Source organism: Allosphingosinicella sp. (assembly GCF_046295735.1).
GTDB lineage: Bacteria > Pseudomonadota > Alphaproteobacteria > Sphingomonadales > Sphingomonadaceae > Allosphingosinicella.
This window is the reverse complement of record NZ_JBKBMQ010000012.1, coordinates 91,444-106,738: the sequence shown is the minus strand read 5'-3', so window position 1 is coordinate 106,738 and position 15,295 is coordinate 91,444. Positions and strand designations below refer to the sequence as shown.

Sequence of the window (15,295 nt, the reverse complement as noted above, 5' to 3'; positions counted from 1 at the left end):
GGTTCGGCCGCCGTTCCCGGGATGGGTTCGGGCGCAGGCGCGGGCGCCGGCGCCGGCGCCGGTGTCGGAGCGGGAGTGGGGCGAGGCGCGGGGGTGGGGGTTGCCGCAGGGGCCGCCGGCGCCGGTATGGCGACGGTGGCGCCCGCATCGGTCTCCGTGCCATTCTGGGCGCCCGCGGCAGTACCCGCGCCGAGCAAGGCGATCGCCGCCCATGCCGATCCAGCCCGTACGATCCTCATCCTGTCCTCCTCCATGCGATTCCCCGGCCAACGGGTTCGTGCCGGGCTTCGTTCCTTTTGACATGAAGGGCTCCGGCGCGGCAGTGTCGGCGCGAAGCTTTCATGCTGGGGCGGGAAAAATGGACCTCATCTGCTATACCTATCCGGGCTGGAACCCGCGGCTGCGTCCGGCGCCGCAGAAGCGCGACTGGATGGACGCGACCCCCGAATCCTTCGCCTATCGCTGCCTGCCGCTCGCCATCGCCAACGCCCATGGATGGGAAGTGCTGAGCCCCTGCGGGTTCGAGGCGCGCTGGCTGGGCGGACAGGATTCGTCCGAGGTCGAGGTCCGGCTCGACGAAGGCACCGATCCGCGCGAGGCGGCGGTCTCGCTGTTCGGCCAGGGCACGATCACCTTCCACGTCTCCGGCATCTTCCGCACCCCGCCGGGCTGGAACCTGTTCGTCGGGCCCGTTCCCAACCATGCCAAGGACGGCATCTTTCCGCTGACCGGCGTGATCGAGACCGACTGGTCGCCCTACAGCTTCACGATGAACTGGCGCTTCACCCGGCCCAACCACTGGGTCCGGTTCGAACAGAACGAGCCGATCGCCTTCATCTTCCCGGTCGAACGCGGGCGGGTCGAGGGGGTGGTGCCCCGGCTGCGCCCGATCGAGGAGGAGCCGGGCCTTCGCGAGCAGTTCGAAGCCTGGAGCGCGTCGCGCAACGCCTTCCAGGAGCATGTCCAGAAGAACCCGCCGTCTAAGCCGTCCGAAAAGTGGCAGAAACTCTATTACCGCGGCAAGCGCCCCGACGGGTCCGACGGAGCGCCCGACCACCAGTCGAAGCTCCGGGTGCCGCCGTTCGTCGGAGCGGACGGCAAGCCGCTGAGCTTCCCGGAGGCGCGGTCCTGCCCGATGGCGCACGCGGCCGCGGCCGAGCCGCCGCCCGCTGCCGCTCCAGCCGAAGCTCCGGCGCAGGCAAGCCCGGCGCCGGTGGACGACCTCCAGCTGCGGCGGCGCGACTGGATGCTGGATGTGGGCGAGCGGCAGCGGCTTCTCGCCGAGCCAGAGGAGGGGATCCGCCGCGTCGGCGGCCTTAGCGGCGACGATTTCCTCGACCTCTTCTACGCGCCGATGCGGCCGGTGGTGATCACCGGCGAGATGGCCGACTGGCCGGCGCTGCGGCTGTTCAATCCCGATTATCTGCGCCGCAAGGTCGGTTCGGCCGAAGTCGAATATCAGGGCGGCCGCAGCAACGATCCGAACTTCGAACGCGCCAAGGACGACCACAAGCAGCGCCTGCCGTTCGACCGCTATATGGACCTGATCGACGGCGCGGGCTGGACCAACGACGCCTATATCACCGCCTATAACAGCGGCACGAACCGCGAGGCGCTGGCGCCGCTGATGGAGGATCTGGGCTATCTCGAGAAATATCTCACCCGCGAACACGGGATGATGTGGATCGGGCCGATGGGGACGTTCACGCCGCTCCACCACGATCTCACCAACAACCTCCTCGCGCAGGTGACCGGATCGAAGCGGATCGTGCTGGTCCCGCCGTCGGAAAGCTCCCGCCTCTACAACCGCACCCATGTGTTCAGCGACATCCACGACATCACCGATCCGGACCAGCTGGAGCAGTTCTCGCTCGCGAAGGACGCGCGGACCTACGACGTGGATCTGGAGCAAGGCGAACTGCTCTACATCCCGCTCGGCTGGTGGCACCAGGTGACGGCGCTCGATTTCAGCGTCACGCTGACCTACACCAACTTCCGCTGGCCCAATGTCGGCCACGATCGCTTCCCCGCCGCCTGAAGGAGAGGGCATGCCGACCTGGAGCCCGACAACCCGCGTCCGGCGCGTCGCCTGAATGGACAATATCGCGCACACCCTGGCCGGCGCCGCGCTCGGCGAGGCGGGGCTCAAGCGGAAGACCGGCCTGGCCATGGCGACGCTGATGATCGCCGCCAATCTGCCGGACATCGACGCGTTCGGGCTGCTGTTCGGCCACAATCTCGATTGGCGGCGCGGGTGGACGCACGGGCCGGTGGCGCTCGTCATCCTGCCGGTCCTGCTGGCACTGGCCATGTACGGGTTCGACCGATGGCAGGCGCGCCGCGGCAAGCGGCCGGAGGGGCGGCTGCCGGTGCGGTTCGGTTGGCTGGTCGCCTTGTCCTATCTCGGCATGCTGACCCACCCGGCGCTCGATTTTTTGAACACCTATGGCGTGCGCCTGCTGATGCCCTTTTCCGACCGCTGGTTCTACGGCGACACCTTGTTCATCATCGATCCCTTCATGTGGGGCGCCCTCGGCATCGGCATCTGGCTGGCGCGCCGGCGCCGGGCGCCGGCGGCCGCGGGCGCGGCGATCGCGGCCGTGCTCCTCTATATCGGCGCGATGGCGGCGGGCGGGCGTTCGGCGGAACGGATCGCGGCGCGCGAGATCGAGGCGCGCGGGTTCGGCCGGCCGGACATGGTGCTGGCAAGCCCGGTGCCGGCCAATCCGCTCCGGCGCGATCTCGTCTTCGTACGGGGCGACAGCTACGGATCGGGCGAGTTCCGCTGGACACCGGCCCCGCGCGTCACCCTCGCGCCCGCGATGGTGCCGACCAACATGTCCGATCCCGCCGTCCTCAAGGCGGCGGAGGATCGCGAGGTCGCCGCCTTCCTCTATTGGTCGCGCCTGCCTCTTGCCGTGGTGGAGCGGGACGGGCGCGGCGCGCTCGTGACGATCAGCGACGCGCGCTACAGCAACGTGCCGAACCGGGCGGGCTTCACCCGCCGGGTCCGCGTTCCCGAGTAAGGAGCAGGGCGCGCAGCGTCGCCCAGACGCCGAGCGCCAGCATCGCCGACAGGGCGACGGCGTAGAAGACCGCGCTTTCCTTGGGCGGACCGAACAGCAGATGATCGAGCGTCGGCACGAGGAGCGCGAGCATCAGGCCTGAAAAGGCGCCCCAGGCGGCGGCGAGCGGCGCCGCTCCCCAGCGCGGCGCGGTCCATGCCGCGGCGGCGAGCGCGGCCGCGACGGCAAGCTCGTCGAACGCCATCGGGAGGAAGCGCGGATCGCCCGTCCAGCGCGCGACCTCGCCCGCCGCGATCAGCAGCGCCGCCGCGACGGCGAGGATGCGGAGCGTCTTGATGCGAGCGCTCGCGCTTCGTCAGATGATGCCGCCGCCGAGCGACAGCCGCACGACCGCGATCAGGATGACGAGCAGGTTCAGGTTCCGCCCGGCCGTGCCTCGCGACAGGAAGCCGAACAGGGCGCCGATCATCGCCAGCGGGATGATGAACCAGTTGGCCCATCCGAGCAGTGGGAAGAAGGCGAACACGGCGAGGATCGCCGCGACGGCGCCGATGATCAGCGAGACGAGGTTCAGCATGGCCCGAAAATGCGCTTTCCCGCGCGATCAGGCAAGGGTTTCGGCCCGCGCCTTGTGCGCGAGGCGCAGGCCCTCGAGCGTGAAGATGGCGAGCGCGGTCCAAATCGCGCCGAAGCAGAGGATGTGGGCGAAGGTCAGCCGCTCCCCGAACACCAGCACCGCCAGCAGGAACTGGAGCGAGGGCGCGATATATTGGAGGAAACCGAGCGTCGAATAAGGCAGGCGCTTGGCGGCCGCGGTGAAGAGCAGCAGCGGGATGGCGGTGAGCGCGCCGGCGAGGATCAGAAGCAGGTCGGTGCCGATGCCGAAGGCGCCGAGGCTGCTCATCCCCCGGCTCTGCAACCACAGCACCCAGACGAGCGCGAGCGGACCGAGGAAGGCGGTCTCGATCGACAGGCCTTCCAGCGAATCGACCGGCGCGACTTTGCGCAGGAAGCCGTAGAGCGCGAAGGTGAAGGCAAGGGCGAGGCTGATCCACAGCCCGTCGCCCGCGCCGACCGCCAGCACCGCCACCCCGGCGGCGGCGAGGCCGACCGCGAATTTGCGCGGCCGGCTGAGCCGCTCCTTGAGGAGCAGGGTCCCGAGCAGGATGTTGACGAGGGGATTGAGATAATAGCCCAGGCTCCCTTCCAGCACATGGCCGTTCAGCACCGCCCAGATGTAGATCAGCCAGTTCACCCCAATCAGCGCGGCCGTGACCAGCAGGGTGAAGGCGACACGCGGAGTCGCTACGGCCGTCCGGATCGCCGGCCAGCGCCGCCACAAGGTGGCCAAAGCGGCGAGGAAGACGAGCGACCAGAGGATGCGATGCGCCACGATCTCGAACGGATCGACATGGGCTAGCGCCTTGAAATAGAGCGGCAGCACGCCCCAGGCCAGATAGGCGCCGAGGCCCAGCCACAGCCCCGCGCGCGTGCGCCGTTGCTCGTTCGTCATCGGCGGCGCGCTAGAGGAGAGATGCCGCTGCGGCAAGCGCCGCTATTGTATTAGGCGAGTAACACGCCTAAAGCGAATACGAGCATCGGCAAGGGAGAGGCGGATGACGTTCGGAAAGTGGATCGTGGTCGCCGGAGCGGCGGCACTGATCGCAGGTTGTGAAGCGCGGATCGGCGGCGGCGAGGAGCAGGCGGGAGGCGAGGGGGCGGCGGCGAACGCGTCCGTCTCGGCGGAGGGCAAGGCCGAGGACGGCCGCGTGTCGATCAAGGCGCCCGGCCTCGATCTGTCGATCAACATTCCGGACGCGATCGCGCGACGCGCGGTGGCGGACGCCGAAAGCAAGGTGGTGCCGCCCGGCGCCCGGTTCGGCGGCATGCATGTCGAGGGCGGCGGCGAAGGCGGCCAGGGCGAGGTGGAGCTGCGCTTCGCGGTCGCGGACCCGCCGGAGGCGGTAGCCGCCTGGTACCGCGACCCCGCCCGCTCGGGCGACTTCACCGTCGGCGAGTCGCGACGGGAGGGCGATGCGACGGTGCTCACCGGCGTCACGGGCACGGATGCCAACCCCTTTACTGCCCGCCTCGCGCCCGGAGCCGGCGGCGGCACCGACATCAGGCTGCTGCTGCGCGACCGGAACTGACCCGGCGGTGGATCCGGACGAGGTTCGCGCGCATCTGATCGCGGCCGCCCGCGCCGGCGTGGCGGTCACCTATTCGGAGATGCTGGCCCATCTCGGCTTCGCCTTCTCGCGGCCGAAGATGCGGGCGCTCTGCGCGGTGCTCACCCGGATCGACGAGGAAGCGGAGGTCCGCGGCGAGCCGGAGCTGGCGGTCCTGGTGGTGCGGCAGAGCGACGGACTGCCGGGGCAGGGCTGGTGGGTCGGTCGATCCGACTATCGCGGCCAGTGGGAAGGACCTGAAGCGAAGCGCTTCATCGCCCGGGTTCAGGCGGAAACCTTCGCTTACTGGCAGTCCGATAATGGGACAGGCGAGGCAGAGACGGCCCGTTAACCATCTCCGGTCACCCATTGGCCGCACCCTTCATGATAGACGGTCGTTCGAGGAACCTCATCATGAAGAGCCGTGTCGCCATGTTCACCGCAATTCTCGCCGCCGCCCTCGCCCTAAGTGCCTGCGGCCAAGGCGCGGGCAACGATATTGCGGCGCTCGACAACGAGCTCACCGCCAACGACACCGATCCGGCGCTCACCAGCGCGCTGGAAGACCAGATCCTCGTCGATCCGGCGCTGGCGCAGCAATCGAACCGCAACGCGGTGCGGCCGCCCGAGACGCCGGTCCAGGCGCAATATCCCGTCGATCAGCGCGGCTCCGCGCAGCCCCGGCCGGCCTCGGCCGCCGCCGGGCAGGTGCAGGCGGCGCACAGGCCCGTGGCGGGCGGCGAGGGGCAGTGCACCGGCTGCGGCGGCAATCCCGCCGCGCGGGGCGAGGCATGCGGCGGCGAGTTCCAATACGGCCTCGAATGGGCGGGCCGTCTCCCGGCCGCCTTCCCGCCCTATCCCGGCGGCCGCCTCACCGACGCGGCGGGCAACGACCGCGGCGACTGCCGGGTGCGGGTGGTGACCTTCGAGACCCGCGACGCGCCGCAGCAGGTGCTCGGCTGGTACCGGCAGCGCGCCGAGGCGGCGGGCTTTTCGGCCGAACAGCAGAGCCGGGGCGGCGACATCGTGCTGGGCGGCGTCGACAGCGCCGAGGGCGCTTTCTACCTGATCGTGACGCCCAAGGAGGGCGGAGCGGACGTGGCGCTGATCGTCAACCGCGGCAGCTGAGCCTCCTTCCTCCGCCGGCATCGCGACCGGCGGCGGCAAGCACTGGCGCATGCGGAGTGGCATCGCTACATCGCGGGCGATGCCAAATCTCCTCCTCGTCATGGTCGGCGGCGCGATCGGCGCGGGACTTCGCTTCGAGGTCGGCCGGCTGGCGCTTCGGCAGTTCGGGCCGGGCTTCCCCTGGGGCACGCTCATCGTCAACCTGGTCGGCGGCTTCTGCGCCGGCCTGCTCGTCGGGCTGCTGGTGCGCGAGGGGCTGGGCGGCGAGCCGGTTCGTTTGTTCGTCGGCCTTGGCCTGCTCGGCGGCTTCACCACCTTTTCGGCCTTCAGCCTGGAGACGTTCAACATGATCGCGCGCGGCCAATATGGCGTCGCGGGGCTCTATGCCGCCGCCTCCGTCGCCGGTTCGGTACTCGCGCTCTGGCTGGGCCTCGTTGCCGTGAAGGCGGCGGCATGAGCGAGGTACGCCAGTTCAGCGTCTCCGCCGACGACGACGGCATCCGGCTCGACCGCTGGTTCAAGCGCCACCTGCCCGACATCCCGTTCACCCTGGTGTCGCGCTGGGCGCGTACCGGGCAGCTGCGCGTCGACGGCAAGCGCGCCGCGCCCGGGGACCGGGTCGAGGCGGGACAGGCGATCCGCGTTCCGCCCGCCGAGCCGCCTCCGCAGGGCGCCCGCCCGAAGGGTCCCGAGCGCCGGCCGCTGAGCGAGGACGAAGTGGCCTTCGTGCGGGAGATGGTGATCCATGAGGATCCGGCCGCCTTCGTGCTCAACAAGCCGCCGGGGCTGGCGACCCAGGGCGGCACCAAGACCAGCGTCCATCTGGACGGCCTGCTCGACGGCCTCGCCGACGGGGCCGGCGCACGGCCGAAGCTGGTCCACCGGCTCGACAAGGACACGTCCGGCGCCTTGCTGGTGGCGCGCACCGCGCGCGCCGCGGCGGCTTTCTCGAAAAGCTTCTCCGGCCGCACCGCGCGCAAGATCTACTGGGCGCTGGTCGTCGGCGTCCCGTCGATCGAGGACGGCTTCATCGACCTTCCCATCGCCAAGCAGCCCGGCACCGGCGGCGAGAAGATGCATGTCGACGAGGAGGAGGGCCAGCCTGCCCGCACCCGCTACCGGATGATCGAACGCGCGGGTAATCGCGCGGCCTGGGTGGAGCTGCAGCCGTTCACCGGCCGCACCCATCAGCTGCGCGTCCATATGGCCGCGATCGGCCATCCGATCGTCGGCGACGGCAAATATGGCGGGCAGGAGGCGTTCCTCACCGGCACGATCAGCCGCAAGCTCCACCTCCACGCAAGGCGGCTGCGGATCGACCATCCGGACGGCGGCCGGATCGATGCGACGGCGGAGCTCCCTGACCATTTCGCGCAAAGCATGGCCGCGCTCGGCTTCGATCCGGCCGCCGGCGACCTGCCGCTCGACGAAGCCGCGCCGCCGAGCCGCGAACAGCAAAAGGCCAAGGCCCGCGCCCACGCCAAGCAGGTCCGCAAGGAGCGCCGCGGCGAGCGGCGTTCGCGGGGGCGAAGATGAGGGGATGCTTCAAGCCGTGAACCGTCTCGCCATCTTCGACTGCGACGGCACGCTGGTCGACAGCCAGGCGAACATCTGCCTCGCCATGGAGGATTGCTTCGCCCGTGCCGGGCTCCCGGCGCCCTGCCGCGACCGGACGCGCCGGGTGGTGGGGCTCAGCCTCGTTGAAGCGATGCGGGCGATGCTGCCGGACGCCGATCACGACGCCCATGTCGCCCTTGCCGAGGATTACAAGCTGTCCTTCCAGCGGCTGCGCGGCAGCGGTCTCGTCGAGGAGCCGCTGTTCGACGGCATCCTGGAGCTGATCGACGCGCTGGAGGAGGAGGGCTGGCTGCTCGGCGTGGCGACCGGCAAGTCCGATCGCGGCCTTCGCCTCTGCCTCGAGCGGCACGGGCTCGACCGCCGCTTCGTGACGCTCCAGACCGCCGACCGGCATCCGTCCAAGCCGCATCCGTCGATGATCGAGCAGGCGCTGGCCGAGGCGGGCGCGGCCCCCGAGACCTGCCTGATGATCGGCGACACCAGCTACGACATGGCGATGGCGCGCGCCGCGGGCGTGACGGCGGTCGGCGTCGCCTGGGGCTATCATGAAGCGGACGAACTGGTCGCCGCGGGCGCGCACCGCGTCGCCGTTCGGCCATCCGACATCCTGGAGATGACAAGGGCGCTGGCATGACACCGAAGGAAGAAGAGGCGCTGTGGCGCAACCGGTTCATCCTCTTGAACCTCACCCGAATCGGCGGGACCCTGATCGTGCTCCTGGGGCTCGTCCTGTGGCACGGCGACTTCGTGCGCGAAGGCGGCGCGATCGAGATCGGCCTGCCGCTGGCCCTGATCGGGCTGGTGATCAGCTTCTGGGGCCCGAAAAGACTGTCGCGCAGCTGGCGGACGCCGCCCGGCCCATGAAGCGTTTCTACAAGGAGGCCGCCGTCCGCGCCGTGGACGGCGGCTGGGAAGTCCTGCTCGACGGCCGGCCGGTGCGGACGCCCGCCCGCCATCCGCTGCTGCTCCCGACCGAGCGGCTGGCCAGGGCGGTGGCAACGGAATGGAATGCGCAGGGCGAGAAGATCGATCCGCGCGCGATGCCGTTCACCGGCCTCGCCAATGCGGCCATCGACAGGGTGGCGCCGGACAAGGAGGCGTTCGCCGCCACGCTCGCCCGCTACGGCGAAAGCGATCTGCTCTGCTACCGCGCGGACCATCCGGCCGCGCTGGCCGATCGGCAGGCGCGCGTTTGGGACCCGCTGATCGCGTGGGCACGGCGGCGTTTCGACGTGGATTTCGAGATCGTGTGCGGGGTGATGCACCGCAGCCAGCCCGAAGACACGGCGCGGCGGCTGGCGCACGCGGTGGCGGCGCGCCCGCCGTTCGAACTCGCCGCCTTGTCGCCGCTGGTGACGATCGCCGGATCGCTACTCATCGCGCTCGCCGTCGCCGAGGAAGCGATCGATCTCGACACCGCCTGGTCGGCCGCCGCGCTCGACGAGCAGTGGCAGGCCGAACAATGGGGCGAGGATGCCGAAGCCGCGGCCGTGCTCGCCAATCGCCGCGCCGAATTCGAATCGGCGGAGCGCTTCCTGCGGCTTCTGTAGGAGGATCGTCCTCCCCATCCGCTGCGCGGACAGAGAGGATGAGCCTTCACACGTCGGTCGGCGCGTCCGCCGGGGCGGTCCGGTTCGCCGGCAGGAACCAGCGCGCGATGATCAGCCCGCCGGCCGAAAGCGTCAGCGCGTCTGCGACGAAGAAATAGACGTAATGCCCCCAGCCGTGATGGTAGAAGATCGGCATCTTGAGGTGGATATAGGCCGAAGCGGCGACGGCGAGGACGGAGACGACCTTGGCGCGGGTGGGGAAATCGCGCACCTGCCGCTCCATCAGCCACAGCGCGCCGGCGATGAACAGGGCGATCAGCAGATAGAGCACGAAGCCGGCGGCCATCGATCCTGCGTCGAAGGCGGCGAAGCCGTCCGTATTGTAGTGGACGGTGGCGATCGGGCCCTGGCCGTACATCACCGTCTGCTCCTGCGTGCCGCCGTCGGGGATGATGTAGGTGCCGGTGTTCGGCAGGTTGGCGGCGAGCGTGCGCTGCACCTCCGCCGCCTGGGCATTGGGAAGATTGCCCTGGCCGAGCCCCCTGAGCGGCGTCGCGAAGAACAGGGCGCCGATGATGAACATAGCGAACGCGGCCGCCACCGCGCCGATCAGGACCTTGCCGAGGTTCATCGCAGTCTCCCTTGTCGTTAGCCGATCATGCTCCGAACGAAGTCGTGAAGGAAGATGCGGCGCGACGCCTTCAGCCGTTCCGCCTTCAGCACGGTGTGGACCAGTTTCAGGCAATGGTCGGCATCGTCGTTGATGAAGACATAATCATATTCGGCCCAATGGCTGATCTCCGCCGCGGCGCGGGCCATGCGCTGGCCGATCACGTCGCCGCTGTCGGTGCCGCGGGCGCGCAGCCGGCGCTCCAGCTCTTCCATCGAAGGCGGAAGGATGAAGCAGCGGACGATGTCCGGATCGACCTGCTTGAGCTGCTGCGTGCCCTGCCAGTCGATGTCGAGCAGCACGTCGCAGCCATTCTCGATCGTCCGCACCACTTCGGTGCGCAGCGTTCCGTAGCGGTGGCCGAACACATGCGCCCATTCGAGGAACGCGCCCGAGGCCACCATCCGGTCGAACTCGTCGTTCGTCACGAAATGATAGTCGCGCCCGTCCTGCTCGCCCTCGCGCCGGGGACGCGTGGTGGCGGAGACGGACAGCTGGATGCCGTCGTCGCGCTCCAGCAACATGCGGGAGATGGTGGTCTTGCCCGCCCCGCTGGGGCTCGACAGCACGAAGAGGAGGCCCCGACGCTGGAGCGGATTTCCGGTCGCCATGGGCGCTACTGGCCGGGATAGGCGGGGGAGGTCAACAGCGGATTACAGCCAGCCCGCCGTCAGCGCCGTGTAGATGCCGTAGGCCGCGAGCAGGACGAGGCCCTCCCGCCGCGACAGCCGGCCGCCGGTCCAGGCGAACACCATCACAGCCGCCGAGGCCGAGATCAGCAGCCACAGGTCGAAGGACAGGATCGTCGGCGGAATCTCCGTGGGCGACACGAGCCCGGTAACGCCGCCGATGAAGAAGACGTTGTAGATGTTGGAGCCGAGCACGTTGCCGAGCGCGACGTCCGACTGGCGCTTCAGCGCGGCGATCGCCGAGGTGACGAGCTCGGGAAGCGACGTGCCGACCGCGACGATGGTGAGGCCGATCACCGTGTCGGAAATGCCGAAGGCCTGGGCGAGCGCGATGGCGCCGTTCACCAGCAGCGTGCCGCCGCCGACGATCAGGGCGAGCCCGACGACGAACAGGACGGCGGGGACGAGCAGGCCGCCGCTCGCCGTTTCGTGCGGAATAAAGGCGGGGTCGGTCTCCTCGGCCGCCAGCGCCTTGTCGTAGGCGGCGGTGTGGGGATGGCCCTGCTTCTCCTCGCGATAGGCGTAATAGACATAGCCGGCGAGGAGCAGCACGAAGATGAGGCCGACCGGCCGCGACAGACCGACCGCGAGACCCGCCACCAGCAGCAGGACCACCGCCGCCAGGCCGACGCCGCCGTCGCGCCAGAGCGTGCTCTTCGCCACCGCCAAGGGAGAGATGAGCGCCGCGAAGCCCAGGATCAGCAGCAGGTTCGCGATGTTCGATCCGACGATGTTGCCGATCGCGATGCCCGGCGATCCGGCGAGCGACGCCTGAACGCTGGTCGCCAGTTCCGGCATCGACGTGCCCATGCCGACGATGGTGAGCCCGATCAGCAACGGCGACAGGCGCATATGCTCGGCGATCCGGACCGCGCCGCGGACCAGCAATTCGCCGCCCGCGATCAGGAGGAGGAGCCCGGCGCCGAGCGCCAGCATCGTCATCAGCATGCTTTCATCCCGTTATGTCCTCGACGAACGCGGCCGGGGGGCGATTCGATGCGAGGAGGGAGGAAAGGCCGCTCGCTGCACCGGGCGAACCCCGCCCGATGCGGTCCGACATCGCGATCCATTCCGATCGCCAGAGGGGCCCGGCCCGCGCGGGCGAAATATCCGGTGCGGCGGCGAAATCAAGTGCTAGACTGCTGCCATGGGACGGAAGATCGCGCTGCTGCGGGGCATCAATGTCGGTGGCGGCAACAAGGTGCCGATGGCGGACCTCCGCGCGCTGGGTGAAGGGCTGGGCTGGCGGCGGGTCGAAACGGTGATCCAGAGCGGCAACCTGCTGTTCGAAGCGGACGGGGAGGGGCTCGACGCCGCGCTCGAGGCGGCGATCGAGGCGCACTTCGGCCTTAGGATCCCGGTGGTGGTCCGGTCCGCCGAAGAATGGGCGGGCTTCATCGCCGCCAATCCCTTTCCGGATGCGGCCGGCGCCGAACCGCAACGACTGATGCTCACCTTGTCCAAGGCGCCGCTCGCGCCGGATGCCGAGGGGCGGCTCGCCGAGGAGGCGCTGATGGGCGAGAGGGTGGCGGTCGCCGCCGGCGCGATCTGGATCCATTACGCCGGCGGCGCCTGGGGGTCGAAGCTGATGCCGGGTTATATCGACAAGGCGGCGGGTTCGCCCGCCACGTCGCGCAACTGGCGCACCGCATCGAAGATCGGCGAATTGCTGCGAGGATGAGGAGCGTCGCGCCGCGCCACTGGCTCGCCGCCGCGGCCATCGCGCTCGCCGCCGCCTTGCTGCTCCTGTGGATGGGGCGCGCGCCGATCGCGGCCTCGGGCGAGGTGTGGCTGTGGACGGGAACGGTGCAGGGGCCCGACAACAGCCAGCATATCGCGGACTGGTACACGCCCAGCCACGTGATCCACGGCTTTCTCTTCTACCTGCTCGGCTGGCTGCTGCTGCGCTCGCGCCCGCTCGGGGAGCGGTTCGCGCTCGCGGTCGCGATCGAAGCCGCCTGGGAGGTGCTGGAAAACACGCCGATGGTGATCGACCGCTATCGCGAGGCGACGATGGCGTTCGGCTATTCAGGCGACAGCGTCCTCAACAGCGTCGCCGATATCGGCTGGATGAGCCTCGGCTTCTTCCTCGCCGCGCGGCTTCCGGTGGCGGCGACCGTCGCGCTGGCCGTCGGCTTCGAATTGCTGACGCTCTGGACGATCCGGGACAATCTGGCGCTCAACGTCCTGATGCTCGTCCACCCGATCGACGCGGTCCGCGTCTGGCAGGCGGGATGAGCGCCATCGCCGTTCCCAGGCGTCGACGTTCGGCGGGGCGGGGCGGGCGGTTCTCAGCCGCCGGCCAGGCCCTCCGTTACCTTGCCCGTGCCGCCGCAGACGGGGCAGGGCGTGCCGTCATGCTCGCCCGAGCCGCCGCAGTGCGGACAGAGGTTTTCGCCGGTGCCGGGCGTGCCCGGCGCGGCCTCGTCGCCGGGATTGGTGGCGGCGGGCGGAGTGGGTTCATCGCTCATGCGCCATCAACACGGGCGGCTCCGCGCGGGTTCCGGAACCGGCGCCCGCGGGCAGGGTTTCTGCCGGGATGAAGAATTTCCCGCTCCTCGCCCTCGCCGGCGCCGTCGCCGCTTCGCCGGCTTCCGCCGGAGAGATTTTCGGCGGCGCCTATGTCCACGACGTGCAGACGCCGATCACGCGCAGCGGGCAGGAAGGCGGGATCGACCTGATGCTCGGCTGGCGCGGCGACCGGATCGAGGCGCTCCGCGCGGTCGGCGCCCCGTCGCCGCATGTCTATGCGCAGGTGAACACGTCCGGCGACACCAGTTTCCTCGGCGCCGGGATCAGCTGGAAGATTGGTCGTACCCTTTACGTGCGGCCCGGCATCGGCGTCGCGGTCCACGACGGCCCGCGCGGGCCGGGCACGCCGCCCGACCGGATCGACTTCGGATCGCGGGTGGTGTTCGTTCCGGAAATCTCCGCCGGATATCAGATCGACTCCGCCTGGTCGGTGGAGGCGAGCTGGGTGCACTACAGCCATGCGCAACTGCTGTCGCGCAACAATCCGGGCAGCGACAATTTCGGCGTGCGGCTGAACTACCGCTTCCGCTGAGCGATCAGCGGCCGAGCATATTCTCCGGCCGCACCACGCGGTCGAACGTCTCCTCGTTGACCAGACCGAGGTCGAGGCCGCTTTCCTTCAGCGTCAGGCCCTGCTCGTGCGCGTGCTTGGCGATCTTGGCGGCATTGTCGTAGCCGATTTCCGGCGCCAGCGCGGTCACCAGCATCAGCGACCGGTTCATCAGGTCGGAGATGCGCTGTTCGTCCGCTTCCATGCCGTCGAGCGCGCGGGCGGTGAAGCTTTCCATGCCGACGCTGAGCAGGTCGATCGAGCGCAGGACGTTGGCGCCGATCAGCGGTTTGAACACGTTGAGCTCCATATGGCCCTGGAGGCCGCCCACGGTCACCGCGACATGGTTGCCCATCACCTGGGCGCAGACCATCGTCAGGCTTTCGGCCTGGGTCGGGTTCACCTTGCCCGGCATGATCGAGCTGCCCGGCTCGTTCTCCGGCAGCCGGAGCTCGCCGAGGCCGCAGCGCGGACCCGAGCCGAGCAGGCGGATGTCGTTCGCGATCTTGGTCAGCGAGACGGCGATCACGTTGAGCGCGCCCGACAGCTCGACCAGCGTGTCGTGGCTGGCCAGCGCCTCGAACTTGTTGGGCGCGGTTTCGAACGGCAGGCGGGTGAGCTTCGCCACTTCCTTCGCGAATTCCTCGCCGAAGCCCTTGGGCGCGTTGAGGCCGGTGCCGACCGCCGTGCCGCCCTGCGCCAGCTGATGGAGCCGCGGCAGCACCGCCTTCACCCGCTCGATCCCGCATTCGATTTGATAGGCGTAGCCGGAAAATTCCTGGCCCAGCGTCAGCGGCGTCGCGTCCTGGAGATGGGTGCGGCCGATCTTGACGATCCGGTCCCAGGCCTCCGCCTGCGCCTTCAGGCGCCGATGGATCGTGGCGAGCGCGGGCAGCAGCCGCTGGTCGACGGCGCGCGCCGCGGCGATGTGCATCGCGGTCGGGAAGCTGTCGTTCGACGACTGGCCCTTGTTGACATGGTCGTTCGGGTGGACGGGGCTCTTGCCGCCGCGCCGGCCGCTCAGGATCTCGTTGGCGCGGCCGGCGATCACCTCGTTGGCGTTCATGTTGGATTGGGTGCCCGAACCCGTCTGCCAGATCACGAGCGGGAACTGGTCGTCATGCTGGCCGGACGCGACCTCGCCCGCCGCCTGCTGCACCGCCTCGGCGATCTCCGCGTCGAGCCCGCCGATCCTCGCGTTCACCCGCGCCGCCGCCTGCTTTACGAAGCCCAGCGCATGGACGATCTCGATCGGCATCCGCTCGCGCTCGCCGAACGGGAAATTCTCGATCGAACGCTGGGTCTGCGCGCCCCAATAGGCGTCGGCGGGAACGTCGATGGGTCCGAAGCTGTCGGTTTCGGTGCGGGTGCTGGTGATGTCGTTCATGCCCGCCCCATTAAGAG

Annotated in this window: 21 protein-coding genes; 13 read left to right on the top strand and 8 right to left on the bottom strand. The window is 69.5% G+C overall.

The annotated features are described in order from the left end of the window. Nucleotides 1-358 precede the first annotated feature (358 nt). Together ACK4K7_RS12435 and ACK4K7_RS12430 are read left to right on the top strand one after the other, a co-directional pair. Nucleotides 359-2,038 carry a DUF6065 family protein gene (locus tag ACK4K7_RS12435; protein WP_431866433.1) on the top strand — a complete coding sequence of 560 codons (1,680 nt, stop codon included), beginning with the start codon at nucleotides 359-361 and terminating at the stop codon, nucleotides 2,036-2,038. Nucleotides 2,039-2,093: 55 nt separating this feature from the next. Continuing rightward, entirely contained in the window at nucleotides 2,094-3,026 is a 933-nt protein-coding gene (locus ACK4K7_RS12430; protein ID WP_431866431.1) for a metal-dependent hydrolase, read from the top strand. On the opposite strand, the gene ACK4K7_RS12425 is transcribed toward ACK4K7_RS12430, so the two are convergent. From ACK4K7_RS12425 to rarD, 3 genes are all read right to left on the bottom strand, one after another. Continuing rightward, nucleotides 2,998-3,270 carry a hypothetical protein gene (locus ACK4K7_RS12425; protein WP_431866429.1) on the bottom strand — a complete coding sequence of 91 codons (273 nt, stop codon included), beginning with the start codon at nucleotides 3,268-3,270 and terminating at the stop codon, nucleotides 2,998-3,000. The two genes, ACK4K7_RS12430 and ACK4K7_RS12425, sit on opposite strands and share 29 nt — an antisense overlap. Nucleotides 3,271-3,381: 111 nt before the next feature. Continuing rightward, nucleotides 3,382-3,603 carry a hypothetical protein gene (locus ACK4K7_RS12420; protein WP_431866427.1) on the bottom strand — a complete coding sequence of 74 codons (222 nt, stop codon included), beginning with the start codon at nucleotides 3,601-3,603 and terminating at the stop codon, nucleotides 3,382-3,384. A 27-nt stretch (nucleotides 3,604-3,630) separates the two neighbouring features. Further along, nucleotides 3,631-4,539: an EamA family transporter RarD gene (rarD, locus tag ACK4K7_RS12415; protein ID WP_431866425.1), complete on the bottom strand. Its 909-nt coding sequence runs from the start codon at nucleotides 4,537-4,539 to the stop codon at nucleotides 3,631-3,633. Nucleotides 4,540-4,642: 103 nt separating this feature from the next. Here rarD and ACK4K7_RS12410 point away from each other — a divergent pair, with 103 nt between their 5' ends. The 8 genes from ACK4K7_RS12410 to ACK4K7_RS12375 all read left to right on the top strand — a co-directional run bounded on the left by ACK4K7_RS12410 (nucleotide 4,643) and on the right by ACK4K7_RS12375 (nucleotide 9,450). Beyond that, nucleotides 4,643-5,176: a hypothetical protein gene (locus ACK4K7_RS12410; RefSeq protein WP_431866423.1), complete on the top strand. Its 534-nt coding sequence runs from the start codon at nucleotides 4,643-4,645 to the stop codon at nucleotides 5,174-5,176. Between the two features lie 7 nt (nucleotides 5,177-5,183). Further along, the gene (locus tag ACK4K7_RS12405; RefSeq protein WP_431866421.1) at nucleotides 5,184-5,546 is read left to right on the top strand and encodes a ribose-phosphate pyrophosphokinase; all 363 of its coding nucleotides are present in this window, start codon (nucleotides 5,184-5,186) and stop codon (nucleotides 5,544-5,546) included. 62 nt (nucleotides 5,547-5,608) lie between these two features. Then, the gene (locus ACK4K7_RS12400; protein ID WP_431866419.1) at nucleotides 5,609-6,322 is read left to right on the top strand and encodes a hypothetical protein; all 714 of its coding nucleotides are present in this window, start codon (nucleotides 5,609-5,611) and stop codon (nucleotides 6,320-6,322) included. Nucleotides 6,323-6,401: 79 nt separating this feature from the next. Beyond that, nucleotides 6,402-6,779: a fluoride efflux transporter CrcB gene (gene crcB, locus ACK4K7_RS12395; RefSeq protein WP_431866417.1), complete on the top strand. Its 378-nt coding sequence runs from the start codon at nucleotides 6,402-6,404 to the stop codon at nucleotides 6,777-6,779. Then, entirely contained in the window at nucleotides 6,776-7,858 is a 1,083-nt protein-coding gene (locus ACK4K7_RS12390; RefSeq protein WP_431866416.1) for an RluA family pseudouridine synthase, read from the top strand. Before crcB ends, ACK4K7_RS12390 begins: the two co-directional genes overlap by 4 nt. 4 nt (nucleotides 7,859-7,862) lie before the next feature. Beyond that, nucleotides 7,863-8,534, top strand: coding sequence for an HAD-IA family hydrolase (locus ACK4K7_RS12385; RefSeq protein ID WP_431866414.1), 672 nt, complete (start codon nucleotides 7,863-7,865; stop codon nucleotides 8,532-8,534). Beyond that, a complete protein-coding gene (locus ACK4K7_RS12380; protein ID WP_431866412.1) occupies nucleotides 8,531-8,764 on the top strand; it encodes a hypothetical protein in 234 nt (77 codons plus the stop codon). Before ACK4K7_RS12385 ends, ACK4K7_RS12380 begins: the two co-directional genes overlap by 4 nt. After that, on the top strand, nucleotides 8,761-9,450 hold the full coding sequence (locus tag ACK4K7_RS12375) for an ATP12 family chaperone protein (protein ID WP_431866411.1): 690 nt from the start codon (nucleotides 8,761-8,763) through the stop codon (nucleotides 9,448-9,450). The genes ACK4K7_RS12380 and ACK4K7_RS12375 overlap by 4 nt, the downstream gene beginning before the upstream one ends. 46 nt (nucleotides 9,451-9,496) lie before the next feature. On the opposite strand, the gene ACK4K7_RS12370 is transcribed toward ACK4K7_RS12375, so the two are convergent. The 3 genes from ACK4K7_RS12370 to ACK4K7_RS12360 are packed head-to-tail and all read right to left on the bottom strand — an operon-like array spanning nucleotide 9,497 to nucleotide 11,757. Further along, nucleotides 9,497-10,081, bottom strand: a complete 585-nt coding sequence (locus tag ACK4K7_RS12370; RefSeq protein WP_431866409.1) for a hypothetical protein — start codon at nucleotides 10,079-10,081, stop codon at nucleotides 9,497-9,499. 17 nt (nucleotides 10,082-10,098) lie between these two features. After that, on the bottom strand, nucleotides 10,099-10,731 hold the full coding sequence (gmk, locus tag ACK4K7_RS12365; protein WP_431866407.1) for a guanylate kinase: 633 nt from the start codon (nucleotides 10,729-10,731) through the stop codon (nucleotides 10,099-10,101). Nucleotides 10,732-10,773: 42 nt separating this feature from the next. Then, nucleotides 10,774-11,757 carry a calcium/sodium antiporter gene (locus tag ACK4K7_RS12360; protein WP_431866405.1) on the bottom strand — a complete coding sequence of 328 codons (984 nt, stop codon included), beginning with the start codon at nucleotides 11,755-11,757 and terminating at the stop codon, nucleotides 10,774-10,776. A 199-nt stretch (nucleotides 11,758-11,956) separates the two neighbouring features. Between ACK4K7_RS12360 and ACK4K7_RS12355 the strand changes: the two genes are divergently transcribed. Together ACK4K7_RS12355 and ACK4K7_RS12350 are read left to right on the top strand one after the other, a co-directional pair. Beyond that, nucleotides 11,957-12,490 carry a DUF1697 domain-containing protein gene (locus ACK4K7_RS12355; RefSeq protein ID WP_431866403.1) on the top strand — a complete coding sequence of 178 codons (534 nt, stop codon included), beginning with the start codon at nucleotides 11,957-11,959 and terminating at the stop codon, nucleotides 12,488-12,490. Then, nucleotides 12,487-13,047, top strand: a complete 561-nt coding sequence (locus ACK4K7_RS12350; RefSeq protein ID WP_431866401.1) for a DUF2585 domain-containing protein — start codon at nucleotides 12,487-12,489, stop codon at nucleotides 13,045-13,047. Before ACK4K7_RS12355 ends, ACK4K7_RS12350 begins: the two co-directional genes overlap by 4 nt. A 53-nt stretch (nucleotides 13,048-13,100) precedes the next feature. Here the strand turns inward: ACK4K7_RS12350 and ACK4K7_RS12345 are convergent, their stop codons facing one another. Then, a complete protein-coding gene (locus ACK4K7_RS12345) occupies nucleotides 13,101-13,280 on the bottom strand; it encodes a hypothetical protein (RefSeq protein ID WP_431866399.1) in 180 nt (59 codons plus the stop codon). A gap of 68 nt (nucleotides 13,281-13,348) precedes the next feature. Here ACK4K7_RS12345 and ACK4K7_RS12340 point away from each other — a divergent pair, with 68 nt between their 5' ends. Then, nucleotides 13,349-13,873 carry an acyloxyacyl hydrolase gene (locus ACK4K7_RS12340; RefSeq protein ID WP_431866398.1) on the top strand — a complete coding sequence of 175 codons (525 nt, stop codon included), beginning with the start codon at nucleotides 13,349-13,351 and terminating at the stop codon, nucleotides 13,871-13,873. A gap of 4 nt (nucleotides 13,874-13,877) precedes the next feature. On the opposite strand, the gene fumC is transcribed toward ACK4K7_RS12340, so the two are convergent. After that, nucleotides 13,878-15,278 carry a class II fumarate hydratase gene (gene fumC, locus ACK4K7_RS12335; protein ID WP_431866396.1) on the bottom strand — a complete coding sequence of 467 codons (1,401 nt, stop codon included), beginning with the start codon at nucleotides 15,276-15,278 and terminating at the stop codon, nucleotides 13,878-13,880. Nucleotides 15,279-15,295: the final 17 nt, after the last annotated feature.

What these genes read in the sequence shown, in the direction of transcription:
- ACK4K7_RS12390 (WP_431866416.1), top strand. Translation starts at nt 6,776, where the DNA reads ATGAGCGAGGTACGCCAGTTCAGCGTCTCCGCCGACGACGACGGCATC.
- gmk (WP_431866407.1), bottom strand. Translation starts at nt 10,731, where the DNA reads ATGGCGACCGGAAATCCGCTCCAGCGTCGGGGCCTCCTCTTCGTGCTG.
- ACK4K7_RS12420 (WP_431866427.1), bottom strand. Translation starts at nt 3,603, where the DNA reads ATGCTGAACCTCGTCTCGCTGATCATCGGCGCCGTCGCGGCGATCCTC.
- rarD (WP_431866425.1), bottom strand. Translation starts at nt 4,539, where the DNA reads ATGACGAACGAGCAACGGCGCACGCGCGCGGGGCTGTGGCTGGGCCTC.
- ACK4K7_RS12435 (WP_431866433.1), top strand. Translation starts at nt 359, where the DNA reads ATGGACCTCATCTGCTATACCTATCCGGGCTGGAACCCGCGGCTGCGT.
- ACK4K7_RS12375 (WP_431866411.1), top strand. Translation starts at nt 8,761, where the DNA reads ATGAAGCGTTTCTACAAGGAGGCCGCCGTCCGCGCCGTGGACGGCGGC.
- ACK4K7_RS12380 (WP_431866412.1), top strand. Translation starts at nt 8,531, where the DNA reads ATGACACCGAAGGAAGAAGAGGCGCTGTGGCGCAACCGGTTCATCCTC.
- crcB (WP_431866417.1), top strand. Translation starts at nt 6,402, where the DNA reads ATGCCAAATCTCCTCCTCGTCATGGTCGGCGGCGCGATCGGCGCGGGA.
- ACK4K7_RS12400 (WP_431866419.1), top strand. Translation starts at nt 5,609, where the DNA reads ATGAAGAGCCGTGTCGCCATGTTCACCGCAATTCTCGCCGCCGCCCTC.
- ACK4K7_RS12360 (WP_431866405.1), bottom strand. Translation starts at nt 11,757, where the DNA reads ATGCTGATGACGATGCTGGCGCTCGGCGCCGGGCTCCTCCTCCTGATC.
- ACK4K7_RS12410 (WP_431866423.1), top strand. Translation starts at nt 4,643, where the DNA reads ATGACGTTCGGAAAGTGGATCGTGGTCGCCGGAGCGGCGGCACTGATC.
- fumC (WP_431866396.1), bottom strand. Translation starts at nt 15,278, where the DNA reads ATGAACGACATCACCAGCACCCGCACCGAAACCGACAGCTTCGGACCC.
- ACK4K7_RS12355 (WP_431866403.1), top strand. Translation starts at nt 11,957, where the DNA reads ATGGGACGGAAGATCGCGCTGCTGCGGGGCATCAATGTCGGTGGCGGC.
- ACK4K7_RS12370 (WP_431866409.1), bottom strand. Translation starts at nt 10,081, where the DNA reads ATGAACCTCGGCAAGGTCCTGATCGGCGCGGTGGCGGCCGCGTTCGCT.
- ACK4K7_RS12425 (WP_431866429.1), bottom strand. Translation starts at nt 3,270, where the DNA reads ATGGCGTTCGACGAGCTTGCCGTCGCGGCCGCGCTCGCCGCCGCGGCA.
- ACK4K7_RS12345 (WP_431866399.1), bottom strand. Translation starts at nt 13,280, where the DNA reads ATGAGCGATGAACCCACTCCGCCCGCCGCCACCAATCCCGGCGACGAG.
- ACK4K7_RS12350 (WP_431866401.1), top strand. Translation starts at nt 12,487, where the DNA reads ATGAGGAGCGTCGCGCCGCGCCACTGGCTCGCCGCCGCGGCCATCGCG.
- ACK4K7_RS12385 (WP_431866414.1), top strand. Translation starts at nt 7,863, where the DNA reads ATGCTTCAAGCCGTGAACCGTCTCGCCATCTTCGACTGCGACGGCACG.
- ACK4K7_RS12430 (WP_431866431.1), top strand. Translation starts at nt 2,094, where the DNA reads ATGGACAATATCGCGCACACCCTGGCCGGCGCCGCGCTCGGCGAGGCG.
- ACK4K7_RS12340 (WP_431866398.1), top strand. Translation starts at nt 13,349, where the DNA reads ATGAAGAATTTCCCGCTCCTCGCCCTCGCCGGCGCCGTCGCCGCTTCG.